Here is a 13,640-nt window from a genome sequence, read left to right on the forward strand (position 1 = left end):
ATTAGCAATCATTCAAACAAGAGTTTGTAATCAGTCCCTCGAAAAGGGGGAAATCATACTTATTTAGTCCTTTTGGTGTGTGTCCTCGAATTCCCTTGAATTTCTACTGAATTTCTATGTATTTCTCAAAGAAAGTTTCTTCGAAAAATGTCCATACTGGTGTAAATTATTTTTTATTATAGAATAAAAAATATTCGTGTAAGGGAATAAATAGTGTTGGTTGAAAACAAGTCTTACAAAGCTTTCTTTTATGGGAATGCCCAAAACATCCCGAAACAAAACTCTAAGATCTCGTCAATGTGGTTTGCTAAAAATGATCAACCTTTTGACCATATATCCATCGAAAAAGAACTCAATATTCAGTTCCCTGAACTATTTCTTAATTTTTTAAAAGAGTGTGGCGGGTTTTATTTTGATCATAGCTGTAATTACTCTTACCCCTGCGCACCGGATGACATGAATAAATCTCTGTCGATCAGTTTTGACATCGTTGACAACAAGCGTTCTAGAAATATCACATTTGTATTATTTGACGGTTTTTTCCTACCGGGTAGTGCAGCCTATAACAGTGAGAAAAAAATCTTAGATGAATGCTTTAGCTCTGGTGAATATGATCAAGAGCTTTGCGGACGAGATTGGAGCAAGTTGATACCTTTCGCAAATGATAACGGCGATCTTTTGTGTCTAGACTTTAACGTGAAGGGTGAGCCAGAAGTCGTTTATATAACTTATGACGGCGTCGATATCTTTCCCGCTCTGACTAACTTTGAACATTTATTAATTGGGCTAGATTACTAGGGCGCTGGCGGATCCCCTCATAATTCTCCCAGTCCACAGGTATGCGTTAGGCGCTGATATTCCACCATTGCCCAGTGATATAATTCACAATTCAGGACACACACCAAAAGATTGGTGTGTGTCCTCGAATTCAAAAAACGCCTCATAGTATTTCTTGTTATGTTAACGATTTCGACATATAAACCAAAGTGAACATTGCTATTGTGATTACAATAGAACAGAAACTCGTAACTAAGCCATCTTGAACCAGCTCTTTATGAACCTCTGTTATTGTTTTTACTGGGTATTCTCTTTCATAAGTAACACGCTCTTCATAAGACCATGTCATGCGTATATAGCGATAGAACACATAACCTAAACCAACGTAGCCAAGCAAAGTAACAAAGCCTATACCCGTAGCCGCCCAAATCATAAAAGACAATACACCACTGATGTAATAGAAGAACTGAAACCTATAGCTTGCTGTTTTTTGCGCCCATTTCAATATACGCGCTTCTTTAGAATTATTTACAGTACGCTTAGTATAAAACAGGCGATGCCGAGCGTCGTAGCTTAACTGAGGGTAATCTGAAAGCTTTCTATACCCTTCCGTCTGTTTTTTCTTATTTCTAGCTCGTCTTTTACTCATATTAATCCAGTTCACATCAATTCAGGACACACACCAGAAGATTAAAGATTGCACACCGAAAGATTGGTGTGAAAAGATTGGTGTGTGTCCTCGAATTCTTCTTTGATATTCTGGCGGATACATAACATTCTTAATAACAAGCCATCTCGTTATTCTGTTCGCCTGACTAACCACCAACCATCGTATATAACTGAAAATTAATGCAAATACATAGAATTATACATTCTATCAATATATAAAAGCGAGCGTGTGGGTTATCTTAGTAAGAAGGGTAAAAATTCTATTACTAATAATACTTTAGAGCGACCACCCTACTCCAAAGCTCAGTGATTCTGTGCCTGCTCGCTGATAGCCAATCAACGCGAGGTGAGAGTTTGCTCTGACTTAAGCGTTTTCACGATGCCATCTCGCTGACTATCGCTTAGCGGAAACCAACGGTTCTTCTGGATCTGCGGTTCAGACAGCACCTCAAGCAGCGCATCTGGGCTCAGTTTCGCCTTCCCATACGCCACCAGCTCAATTGGCTGTGCGCACAAAGACTGCAAACGACAAATACATTGGTCAACGTCTTGGGTAAAACACAAGTTATAGGGATTTTGGTTCTGCATCTTAACTAAACAAAGATCGGTAGTGTCACGAGATGGGGAGCAGTGCTCGGTAAAGCGATTGAGTTGCGCTTGTCTAATAATCGCTTCGAGCCAGCTATATTTGGACGTTTGTTTAGGGTCGGGCCCATTGAGGAGCGTCGATAAATCACGCATATGGGAGCGAATCGATTCCGGCTCGGTGTGAATACGGTAACAAATAGAATTGAGGACTTTCAGAACATGATCGTCTGTGAGCTTTGGCATGGTAACCTCCAACAGGAAAACATTTCCATCACCACACAGAGACCCCATAACAAAGGGTGGTGAACTGAACAAGGTTGATACTACCGCTCACTAGTAAACGGCCAGCCTCCCCGAAAGGAGCTGCCTCGCCCAGCTCACCGTAATACCAACCGGATTGTTCAAACAAAAACCAATCCGTTTTCTACAGGTGCGCCAAGGCAGCACATAGGGAGCAGCGTTTTGCTGACGCTCTATGCGACTAGTGAATTGAGGCAGGGTATCAATCCTGGCACTGGATTTTGCCAGTGCTTTTGCAGGATATCGCTGGGGTTCAGAAGAGTCAACGGATTCAACGCATAGGCCGATTAACTGGTCAAAAATCAGGTTCTTATAGAGGAGTGTGTTAACAATGTGTCGAGTAAAGGATGGGGGTTAGACAAGGCCGTCACAGAAAACGGTTGCTATTGTTTGAAATTCAATTCAGGACACTCACCAAAAGATTGGTGTGTGTCCTCGAATTCTGCGCGTTCATAATTTGATCAATCGGGCACTCTGGTGTTTCGTGGGCGACAGGTGCAATGTTATGTAACCAAGTGAGGCTTTTTTCATCAGACACGTGGTATAAAGTCATCTCCCCCATTTTGAACAATTAGGTCGCTTCCATTTGTACGTGGGTGCTGTTTGCTGATGAACATACCACTGAGAACCATGGTAACCTAGGAGTCAACTCTGGAAACATATTTGATAGACACATCATCAAAGCTCATCTTCTCAAAGTTGGTATTAAACTCCATATAACCTCCGACTAGCTAACGCTATACCGCCCAACTTAAAATGTGTGCCCTAAACACCGAAGTCGATTTGAATAAAAAGCCGCCAACCCAGCGAGCCATTACAAACTGCCCATCAATATGAATAGGCACTTTAGGTGGCATTTTTTACTGTCTCCGATTCCTGCACTTGCTTAGTTTACCTCTAAACCATACGACATTAGTAACGCGTGCCTTTCCGATTGAGTTGTCGTTGTGTCTTTTTGAACAATTTTACACCAACCAGAGAGCTGTGATTCAAACACAGAAAAATATAGGCGAATGTAAAAAATGTAAATTCAATGCAAATGTAAATCATTGTCATTTACCTTGCGGGGGAATAAACGACTCGTTAGACATCATCAAAGAATGAGCGCGGTTCAGATCACGGATAGTTTGCTTCTTCCATCGCTTAAACAACGACAGGGCTACGGAAGCCAATACGGTCAGTCTTTGGCATTAGCGAAACTGGTTACGCGACAAAAAATCTAACGACGATAATCAATAGGAGTTAAAACTAGAGTGTTTTTCAAAACAAAGGTATCGCTACTTATCAGTGCCGTATTAGCGAATCAAGCATTTGCACAAAGTCATACGAAAGAAGAATCAGTGGCGCAAACTGAGACTATGACCATTATGGGTAGCGAGTTTACTCATTATAAGAATGATACTAACAACACCGCCATGCGTATGGAGATGACTCAATTAGAAACGCCGGGGCAAGTTACGATCATCGATAGTTCAATGTTCGAAGAGCAAGGGGCGAGTAGTCTTGGAGAAGTTTTAGAGTATGAGTCAAGTGTAACAACAGGAAGTACCAAAGGGCACAACATTGAGTACTTTACCATGCGTGGTTTTGATGTTGGCAGTGGTAGCGGGATCATGAGAGATGGTCATCAACTCTGGTCGTATTACCCACAACCGACCGAGCTACTAGAACGAGTCGAGGTGTTAAAAGGTCCATCAAGTTTACTTTATGGTCAATCAGAGCCTGGTGGTCTCATTAATATGGTGACAAAAAAACCAACCTCTGAGACACAACTCATTTTGCGCCAAGACATTGGCTCTAACGATAAATCTAAAACGATGATCGATGTTAGTGGCTCACTTAACGAAGACCAATCTTTGCGCGCGAGAACTATTCTAGTAAAGGATAGCTACAGCTCTTGGCGCGAATATGCAGATGGCAGCAACCCTCAAACCGAGCGCATGATCGGCGCACTAATGGTTGATTATGACATCAATGAAAAAGCGATGTTATCTCTGCATTATGACTATTTTGATTATGAAGGTGGAGTAGATACTGGCTCTTACATTGTCGATGGTAAGCCAGTTGCAGGCAGCCAGTATATTTGGGACGCTGACTGGGCGAATACTGATATTAAAGTTCAAAACTACGGTTTTGACCTGCTCCTATCACCAAGCTATGACACTAACATAAAGACGGGTTACAACGCCCAAAGATATGAACGTGATTATCGTTACACCTGGACTAACTTTAGCAACTATGAGGAAAATGGGACTGTCACTCTGACCCCCGGCAAACAGTATGACGAGTGGAACCATGATACTGCTTATGTTGATCTCACCCATAACTTCGATTTAGCTGGAACTGAGAATACGCTATTAATTGGTGCGAACTACTTGAGGTATTCTTTCGATCGTATCAGTCATAAAGGCGATGCAGTCAGTGCAAGTGTTGGAGAGTCGATCAACTTCCCTGTATCGTTGAATACCAGCATAAGAGCATCTTCTTATGATCTTTGGGGTACTTACCTCCAAAACTTCACAAAATTTAATGATAAATGGCATCTGCTAGTGGGTATTCGTTATGACGAAAAACATGATGATATAACTGAAAGCCAAGTCTCACCAAAAGCAGGGATTATTTATCACCCTTCAGACAATAGCTCTATTTATGTCCAGTACTCAGAAAGTTTCGTTCCTCAAGGTGAAGTGGGCACATCTTATGTAAACGAAGGTGAAAAGCTCGACGCTGAATTAGGTAAATCTTATGAGGTCGGCACCAAGTGGGAGCTATTTGATCGTCGCTTATTCTTGACTGGAGCTCTGTTTGAGACAACTTTATCGAACATTCAACTAAGCGTTGAAAACCCAGCGAATGCAGATGAAGATATTTTGACTCAAGATGGCGAACAAGTTCATCGAGGTGCTGAGTTCGCAGCACAGGGTCTTATTAGTAGTCAGTTAAGTCTTTCAGGATCTGCGACGTATCTTGATGCTGAGATAACAAATAGCGCTTCTTACAAGGGTAATGTACCAGCGAATACACCTAAGTTTTCAGCGTCAATATGGTCCAATTACAAACTTAGAGATGACACCAATCTAAATCTGGGCGTTGTCCATGTCGGAAGCCGCTACGGTGACTCAGGTAACACTTTCAAGAAAGATGCATATACACGTATTGATACCGGTATCTCTTACACTCAGAAGTACAATGACCTCAACATCGTAGCTCGCTTCAATATTGAAAATCTATTTGATACTGATTATCTAGATGGAGGCGGCAATACAAGAAGCACTCAATTAGGTGCTGAAGATGTTGATATTGGTGAGGGTCGAAATTATATGGCTAGTATTCAATTTGAGTATTAATTAGCCAACTATCAGTTTAAGCCATCGTGTTCAAAACCCTTTTTAATAGGTGTGCTGTTCGCGATGGCTTTTTTGATTTTAGTCTCAACGGATTTAAGGATTATTAACGTTTAACATGATTGCACTTAGTCTCATAAAGGTTGTGTTAGTGACAACAGAAAGATAAAGACAACGAGAATAATGAGATAAACGGACTAGATTGTTTAGTGAAGTGCTCGTTGCTCCATACGAAGGCGAGTACAGAGCAAAGTTTATCGTTTGGATAAACATAAAAACTTAAACGTCAAATGGAAAGGTAACTCTCATGGCATATGCACAATGGGTAACAATTACGATTTATGCAACCAACTATGATGTGACTCTGAAAAATGTCAGTCATTCTTGGGGCAAGTTTTATGACTCAAAACAGATCGGTGTAGCGGGTGGTAGCAAAGATAACGAATATGAGCCTAGTGAGATAGAAGGACAAGTTATTGAAAGAGGCACATCATTCTCAATTAATGCTTGTGGTCGCTCGGATGCAGCATCAGGTACAGAAGGCTCATTCGAACTATACGACGGTTCCACACACGTTGGGACTTATTCTTGGGATTGCCCTTGGGGAAGTAAAACAAACGATTCAAGTTGGACTCTATCAGGCCCTCAGCCTCCATTGAATAAATACATCACGTCTCAAACAGGCGCGAATTTAGACTCTGGAGCGCTTGGTACGGTTATCATTCAAACGACAAAAATCTAATATCGGACTTCTCGGTAATTGATAATAAGCCCAAGCATTGAATGCTAAATGCTTGGGCTCTTTACTTATACAAGAGCTTTTAGGTGAGCGAAGTTTTTCACTCATTAACTTTTCTAGATAGTTACTCAGCACAGAAATTCAAAGAGAAATTCAGAGAAATTCAGGACACACACCACAACGGATACACACCACAACGGATATCTGCCCCAAATGCAGAGCTATTTCCACCATTGATGATAGACTCAGTCTATAGCCCTCAATTCGAAGTAAACACCATGAAAGACTGCAACCAGTGCGGAAAATGCTGTATCAAGTATGGCGATGGTGATTTGGCAGCCACGCAGGAAGAGATAGACCTGTGGGAACTGTTTAACCCTGATATTTTTGAATATGTCAAAGATGGGCAAATTTGGTTTGATCCAAAAACCAGAGAGCCATTAAACCGCTGTCCATTTTTGCAGCTAGTACCTAAATCCAAACCAGAAGAAAAAGATAAATACACTTGCCGTATTTACTTCGACCGACCAGAAGATTGCCGTCACTACCCTAGCCTGATCAACGAAATGGTTCGGGATAAGTGTGAAATGATAGAAATCAAAGACTTAGAAAACCCCAACAAAGCTCAGAAAGATCTCGATAAACTGATGAGTTCAAGCCGACCTCCCAGCTCTTACTAGGTTGATTTAGGTAAGGAAGAGATTCAGGACACACTCAAAATTATTATGATTTAGCATTATTTAAACACCCCCTACTCTCATTAGCCACAACAATGCCAACATTATTTGTTGAATGTATGAGTAACCATAGATGCGCTATCAATCCTTTCCGAGTGAAGATCCTGAAAGACAAGAAACAACACGAGAGCGGGCAAAACGTCAGCGTCGCGAGCGCAGGGAGGAGCTAAAATATACCCCTGAAGATTATCGTAGATGGGCAGCAAACCGAGAGCGTGTTATTGCTGAGCGTAAAGCCGACAAAATAGCAGCAAACTCAAATGATGAAATGGATAAAAAATGGTTAAATGTACCCAAAGGGCAGCTGACGTTTGATTCTGAGGGTAATGATATTGATTCAAGCCCTTACTTCACTCGTGTTCCACACCTTCCTCACAATGACGGTACAGTTATTGGGGACTCAGGTATCACCTTTGGTCGAGGTCTAGATATTGGAAAACGAACATCGAACGAAATCGAGCAGTTATTTGCCAATATAGCTAAACATTGTAAACCTATTTCCGGCCGTTTACTCAAATGGCTTAAGAATGGAGCGGGCAAAACCAAGCGAGCTGCTTTTGAGCATTATAAACAATTGAATGCAAGTGTTCCCAAAGAAGAACAAATTCTTACACGCAAACAGCAACATTTTTTATTTTTGGAGATTTACCCTTGGTACGAAAGTGAAACAAAAAGATTGGTAACGAAAGCAGATGTTCGTGTAGCTTACGATCAGGAACATATCATCGTATGGGAAGAACTTCCTGAAAACGTGAGAGATGTATTAGTTGATCTAACTTACCGGGGAGATAACACTGGTAGCGATGACCCTAAAGGCAGTACTCGTGCTTGGTTTATACCTGCCTTGGCCTACGATACTGAAAACAATCTAACTGGCACAAGCTCATCTTTTTATAGAGTAATGAGAAGCAACAAATGGTTAGAGAGAGATGTAGACATAAATAGGTTCGAAAAACGAAGAGAACATTTACAATGAAATGGATTGGTTACGCAGTAGCACTCATATCTTTACCGGCAATGGCAAATATCGCTGTCGACGATTATCGCTTTTATGCCACCGACTACCGCCTTGATTCTCCAAAAGAACGATTTATCGCATATGTGTTGAAAAGCGACCCATGTATTTATGTCAAGTTACTTAAATCAAATGAGACAACAAGATACTGCAAATTAGGTGATTCTGGTCTGGATCTAGGAAAAGATGCACCAACTGTCTATGCAACCCGAATAAATGTGGATGGTGGAGGTGTGAGGTTTATCGCAGCAGCGCCTTGGAATGAGCAAGACTGTGATATTGATATCTATAACAAAACCATTCATTGCATCCCAACTAGCCGCAATTAACTATTTACACACAAATTCAGGACACACACCAAAAGAACCTCACCCGTGTTCCAAATCTTTCTCACAACGAATAGGCTTTGGACAACACTTATTATTGGCCAACATATAAGGCATTACTCTTGCCAATCGGCAAAATAACTGACCAAGTAGTCTATCGCCATTCTGGCTTTCAAGGGCAAAAATCGTCGATTCTGATACACAATCCAACTGCTTGTGCCTTTGCCCCAAAATGGTTCCAGCACTGGCATCAGTGTTCCATCTTCAAGCGCATGTTTAAAGCTGCTTTTGGGTAAGTAAGCGATACCAAGGCCGTGCTGACAAGCTTCTATCACCGCTGAGGCATTGTTGCTGCGCCATCGACCATGAACGCGAACTGCGCTCAAGGGTTGACCATCTTGCTCAAACAACCAGTGATCACTGTTAGCAATAATACAGCTATGTTTTTTTAACTGTTCAGGATGCGTCGGTAAACCAAATTGTTCAATATAGTCACGACTTGCAGCGGCCGCCATCGGTCTGTCTGCTAACTTTCTTGCGACTAACCCTGAATCATTGAGCCGACCATAGCGAATGGCAAAGTCGATACCATCTTCAATAAAATTGACCATCCGAGTGTTGAAGTCCAACTCAATTGTGAGTTCGGGATATTTTTTGGCGAACGTCATCAAGACAGGTGCCACATAATCCTCGGCAAAGGCTCCAGCAGCGCTAACACGCAACGTCCCGCTGAGCTGGATGTTTTGTGATGAGAGTTGTTCGTTGGCATGTTGCAACCCATTGACCAGCTCTTTGCATTGGCGATAGTAAATTTGACCTGCGTCCGTCAATGATACCATGCGGGTCGATCGGGCAAGCAGCGCTACGCCCACCCGTTCTTCAAGCCTTGAAACTTGTCGACTAACGTGGCTAGTACTGCATCCCAACTGCTTTGCGGCCGAGGAGAACCCCTGACTTTCCGCAACGGCAACAAATTCGTTAATCCCTTCAAAGCTATCCATACTCACCTTTGCTATATAGCAATAATGTTTTGCAAACAAAGCATATTATCAACCAAATAAAGTGCAATTAGTATTAAGGGGAACAAAAAATATGAATCAATCAGAAGGATAAACGCATGAAAAAGGTACTTATACCCGTCACTAACCACGCCACACTAGGCACCACAGATCAAGCTAATGGTACTTACGCGCCAGAGCTCACCCATGTAGTCAAGACACTCCTTACGGCAGGAATTGAGTACGACATCGCTTCAATCAAAGGCGGGAAAGCGCCTCTGTACGGTACGGATATCGAGGGAGACGCGGTGAATGACGAAGTCTTGAGCAATGACGATTTCTTGAACAAAATCAACAATACAATTCCAGTATCTCAGATCAATGGCTCAGACTATGATGCGATTTTCTACCCAGGCGGTTTTGGCTTATTGTCGGATCTTGCCGTCAATAAAGACTTTGCAATTATCGCCGCTAAACATTACGAACAGGGTGGCGTTGTAGCAGCAGTATGTCATGGCCCTGCGGCCTTATTGCCAATAACGCTAAGCAATGGCGATAAACTATTGGCCTCTAAATCGGTCACCGGATTCACACGTGAAGAAGAAATCGATTTCGGCACCATTAACGACATCCCGTTTCTGCTAGAAGAGTCGCTTGCGCGAAGTGCAGCACAATTTAGCAAGGTTCAACCTTGGCAAGAATTTGTCATTGTCGACCAAAGAGTCATCACAGGCCAAAACCCAACCAGTGCCCACAGTGTAGGCCAAAAGTTGGTGGAAATTTTAGCTTAATCGATTTGGCATCAAGGCGTAGAATCCACAGCCTACCTTGGTGCCAGCTCTTCTATGCGTTTTTCTCATCGTAAGCTTTGCGCGCACGCTCAATATCTTGCCGATGGTCATCAGCCCAACATACCAGTTGATAAAGAGGCTTCACAAGCTCCCGCCCCATTTCTGTTAAGCCGTATTCTACTTTTACCGGTACTTCTGGATAGACCGTTCTGTTGACATAGCCTTCTCGCTCTAAATCTCTTAATGTTTGAGTCAGCATCCGTTGTGATATGCCTTCTATTCTAGATTTTAAAGCGTTGAACCTATCTTCCCCATCCACCAACGCAAACAAGATCAAAAGCGACCACTTGTCACCAATTTGCGAAACCACATTGCGCACAGCGCAATCTTCATTGTTATAAAAAACTCGTCTTTCCGGTTTAGCTTGTTCAGCCATGTGTGCCCCTTATCAAACTCTAAGCGCGCATAGGTTACCAAAATGTGCCTAGCGAACGTGAAAGTGCCTTCTTGTCATGTAGGTTACTATTAATTACTATGATGATCAATGTATACCTAAATAACAACTAGTACCTTGGAGAGAGCCATGCTAACACGAACCATATCCACCATTCTTTTGCTCTTAACGACCACGAGTTATGCGCAATCATCAAACAAATTGACGATTAACCTCCATGAGTTGCAGAAACCAAACTGGACTGAGCAGGAGCGAGCTAATGCCGAATTGATTACCGATTTTGTGCAGAATTTAATGAATGACCATAATTTTGATTATGTACTAGAGCACTACAATGATAGCGCCTACATACAACACAACCGTAATCTACCCGACAAAGTAACAGGCCTAGTGGGTTTCTTGCGTGATTTTGTTGAGGAATACCCTGATTATACCTACGACGTAAAACACATTTATGTCGATGGCGACTACGTCATTTTCCACTCACATGCCACGCTGGATAAGGAAGATAGAGGTAATGATGAGAAAGGCATGAATATCATCGACACTTGGCGACTCGAAGACGGCCGAATCGTTGAGCACTGGGACTCTATTCAGGCGCTTGATTTCTCAATGCGACTGTACTCATTGCTCAGTGGTGGCGATATTCAAAATGGCAATGGTGTGTTTTAATTCGCCACCGGAATCGAGAACAGGGCGATGATCGCCCTGTTCTGTTTTGTGTCACTGGCCATCAAGGTTAACCGAAGTCCAATGTCATCAATAGTCTGGGTTGATCACTCTCAATCGACGGAGAGCGATGAACAAGCCCTGTTGCTTCGTTGCCTTCCCATCGCCCACCTTTCAGCAATGCTACATCTCCACAGCTAAGCTGCTGCACGTCAGATTCTTCTCTATATAAACCGGATGAACAGTCGGGTTGGCCGTTACTGCCATGACCTAACTTTGAACGATCCAAAACATGGTTTGGTAACCAGTCTGTAGCCACCCCATGATAAGTCGTTACCAAACGGCAAGGAACTTGATCAACATGAAAACGCGGACACATTGCACCGCCAAGTGTTGCAAGCCTCAGCCCGACTTGCTCAAGCTCAAATAAGCAGCAAAACATATCAACAAGCTGAACGATGTTTTCTAGCAGAGCTTGCGGTGCTTGACCGTCAGTAGCATAAACCAAATCGTCCATTGCGCTCTCAGGAGAGACTGTCAGCGACTTGCTCAATGAGGGGTTGGTGTCAACAAATTCACGAACCGATTCGATGAACGATGGTTCGAATTGACGCTGCCAAATCGCAATATTCACTTCGTCTTTATAGATATCGGCCAATACCGTCGGTTGTTTCCCTGAACTGAAACTGGGGGCGGTCACAACATCAAGCTCAGCACTATAGATTTTTTGTTCAGCCAAAGCCGCATTCATTGCATAACCTCCTATATTAAAAAGCATGATTTGCCAGCTTCATACTTCATTCATGGTGACAACCTCCCTGTTTGAGCGATGACCACGAATGACAGACAAAATCACAATAGCAACGTTATAACATAACAAAATAACTTATCAACTCTTACGTCAAACTAGCGGTAAATCGCCTACTCGGAAATTCGCTAATCAGCTGTACTTGTTTTTACCTCTTTACTCGCTCCCCTCTATGACATGACAACGAGTCACAGACGCGTTGAGCGATGCTTTCTGCCGTCCAGACCGTGCTCAAGCTAACTTGCTCATGAAAATTCCTCATGTTCAATGTGAAGCAATACCATTGTTATTCAAGTACAGAACAACGTTATAAAGGATTCTACTCTTATATCTAGACAGAATTTAGAGACAACAAATGACTGACTAGAAACGTAAACAAATACAAGAAGTAAGCCATCACTTCGGCGTTCATCTAAGGAAATAGGATAACCAATCACCATGACTACAGACTTCAAATTTACTATCAAGAGCCTTAGCCTTGATGAAAACTATCGTCCTTCAGACAACACGCGCATTACAACAAACTTCGCCAACTTGGCGAGAGGAGAAAGTCGCCAAGAGAACTTACGCAATGCGCTTAAGATGATTGACAATAACTTTAATGCCCTTGCTCACTGGGATAACCCTAATGGCGATCGTTACTCTGTTGAACTGGAAATCGTTTCTGTCGACATGGATATTGCAGCCGATGGCGAGCGGTTCCCTTCTATTGAAGTACTCAAAACCTATATTGTTGATCATAAAACCAATGAGCGTATCGAAGGCATTGTAGGCAATAACTTTTCTTCCTACGTTCGCGATTATGACTTTAGTGTGTTGTTACTTGATCATAATAAAGGTAAGTCGCAATTCAGCGTCCCTGATAACTTTGGCGAGCTGCATGGCAAACTGTTCAAACATTTCATTAATTCAGAGACATACAAACAAAACTTCACAAAGCTTCCTGTTATCTGCTTGAGTGTGTCAGACAATAAGACCTACCATAGAACTGACAATCAGCACCCTATATTAGGCTACGAATATCAACCGAATGAGTCGTCTCTGACAGAGCAATATTTCCAAAAAATGGGGCTAAAAGTTCGTTACTTTATGCCACCAAACAGTGTCGCTCCGTTCGCTTTTTATTTCTTTGGCGATCTATTGAACGATTACACCAATCTGGAGTTGATCAGTACCATCAGCACGATGGAAACATTCCAGAAAATCTATCGTCCTGAAATTTACAACGCAAACGCGGCAGCAGGTAAGTCTTATCAGCCAAGCTTAAATAACCGTGACCACTCTTTAACGCAGATTGTGTATGACCGCGAAGAGCGCAGCAGATTGGCGGTTGAACAAGGAAAGTTTGCTCAAGAACATTTCATTAAGCCATACCAGACAGTGCTTGAACAATGGTCTGCGCAATACGCTTAACAACTGACAGAG

The 13,640-nt window shown here is 42.4% G+C and carries 14 protein-coding genes; 9 read left to right on the forward strand and 5 right to left on the reverse strand.

Going from position 1 to position 13,640, the window contains the following annotated elements:
• The first annotated feature begins 213 nt into the window (after positions 1–213).
• Complete coding sequence (locus OH455_RS04575) at positions 214–798, forward strand: SMI1/KNR4 family protein (RefSeq protein ID WP_269980502.1); 585 nt, start codon at positions 214–216, stop codon at positions 796–798.
• A gap of 157 nt (positions 799–955) precedes the next feature.
• Here the strand turns inward: OH455_RS04575 and OH455_RS04580 are convergent, their stop codons facing one another.
• Together OH455_RS04580 and OH455_RS04585 are read right to left on the reverse strand one after the other, a co-directional pair.
• Positions 956–1,426: a hypothetical protein gene (locus OH455_RS04580; protein WP_269980503.1), complete on the reverse strand. Its 471-nt coding sequence runs from the start codon at positions 1,424–1,426 to the stop codon at positions 956–958.
• A 356-nt stretch (positions 1,427–1,782) separates the two neighbouring features.
• Positions 1,783–2,277, reverse strand: a complete 495-nt coding sequence (locus tag OH455_RS04585; protein WP_269980504.1) for a hypothetical protein — start codon at positions 2,275–2,277, stop codon at positions 1,783–1,785.
• A gap of 1,310 nt (positions 2,278–3,587) precedes the next feature.
• Between OH455_RS04585 and OH455_RS04590 the strand changes: the two genes are divergently transcribed.
• The 5 genes from OH455_RS04590 to OH455_RS04610 all read left to right on the forward strand — a co-directional run bounded on the left by OH455_RS04590 (position 3,588) and on the right by OH455_RS04610 (position 8,498).
• Positions 3,588–5,681 (forward strand): TonB-dependent siderophore receptor, encoded by a 2,094-nt coding sequence (locus tag OH455_RS04590; RefSeq protein ID WP_269980505.1) that lies wholly within the window; start codon positions 3,588–3,590, stop codon positions 5,679–5,681.
• Positions 5,682–5,985: 304 nt separating this feature from the next.
• Positions 5,986–6,420, forward strand: a complete 435-nt coding sequence (locus tag OH455_RS04595; RefSeq protein ID WP_206372094.1) for an aegerolysin family protein — start codon at positions 5,986–5,988, stop codon at positions 6,418–6,420.
• 275 nt (positions 6,421–6,695) lie between these two features.
• The gene (locus tag OH455_RS04600; protein WP_269980689.1) at positions 6,696–7,097 is read left to right on the forward strand and encodes a YkgJ family cysteine cluster protein; all 402 of its coding nucleotides are present in this window, start codon (positions 6,696–6,698) and stop codon (positions 7,095–7,097) included.
• A gap of 130 nt (positions 7,098–7,227) precedes the next feature.
• A complete protein-coding gene (locus OH455_RS04605) occupies positions 7,228–8,130 on the forward strand; it encodes a hypothetical protein (RefSeq protein WP_269980506.1) in 903 nt (300 codons plus the stop codon).
• The gene (locus OH455_RS04610) at positions 8,127–8,498 is read left to right on the forward strand and encodes a hypothetical protein (RefSeq protein ID WP_269980507.1); all 372 of its coding nucleotides are present in this window, start codon (positions 8,127–8,129) and stop codon (positions 8,496–8,498) included. The genes OH455_RS04605 and OH455_RS04610 overlap by 4 nt, the downstream gene beginning before the upstream one ends.
• A 113-nt stretch (positions 8,499–8,611) precedes the next feature.
• Here the strand turns inward: OH455_RS04610 and OH455_RS04615 are convergent, their stop codons facing one another.
• A complete protein-coding gene (locus tag OH455_RS04615) occupies positions 8,612–9,496 on the reverse strand; it encodes a LysR family transcriptional regulator (protein WP_269980508.1) in 885 nt (294 codons plus the stop codon).
• 116 nt (positions 9,497–9,612) lie between these two features.
• Between OH455_RS04615 and OH455_RS04620 the strand changes: the two genes are divergently transcribed.
• Entirely contained in the window at positions 9,613–10,284 is a 672-nt protein-coding gene (locus OH455_RS04620; protein ID WP_045977908.1) for a type 1 glutamine amidotransferase domain-containing protein, read from the forward strand.
• Between the two features lie 52 nt (positions 10,285–10,336).
• Here the strand turns inward: OH455_RS04620 and OH455_RS04625 are convergent, their stop codons facing one another.
• On the reverse strand, positions 10,337–10,720 hold the full coding sequence (locus OH455_RS04625; RefSeq protein WP_045977907.1) for a winged helix-turn-helix transcriptional regulator: 384 nt from the start codon (positions 10,718–10,720) through the stop codon (positions 10,337–10,339).
• A 147-nt stretch (positions 10,721–10,867) separates the two neighbouring features.
• Between OH455_RS04625 and OH455_RS04630 the strand changes: the two genes are divergently transcribed.
• The gene (locus OH455_RS04630; protein WP_045977906.1) at positions 10,868–11,410 is read left to right on the forward strand and encodes a nuclear transport factor 2 family protein; all 543 of its coding nucleotides are present in this window, start codon (positions 10,868–10,870) and stop codon (positions 11,408–11,410) included.
• A 67-nt stretch (positions 11,411–11,477) separates the two neighbouring features.
• Here the strand turns inward: OH455_RS04630 and OH455_RS04635 are convergent, their stop codons facing one another.
• Positions 11,478–12,158, reverse strand: a complete 681-nt coding sequence (locus OH455_RS04635; protein WP_206372089.1) for a DUF1826 domain-containing protein — start codon at positions 12,156–12,158, stop codon at positions 11,478–11,480.
• Between the two features lie 495 nt (positions 12,159–12,653).
• On the opposite strand from OH455_RS04635, the gene OH455_RS04640 reads away from it, so the two are divergent.
• Positions 12,654–13,628: a DUF1852 domain-containing protein gene (locus OH455_RS04640; RefSeq protein WP_269980509.1), complete on the forward strand. Its 975-nt coding sequence runs from the start codon at positions 12,654–12,656 to the stop codon at positions 13,626–13,628.
• Positions 13,629–13,640 lie beyond the last annotated feature (12 nt).

The sequence above is a fragment of the Vibrio sp. T11.5 genome, assembly GCF_027587155.1.
In the GTDB taxonomy this organism is placed as follows: Bacteria; Pseudomonadota; Gammaproteobacteria; order Enterobacterales; family Vibrionaceae; genus Vibrio; species Vibrio neptunius.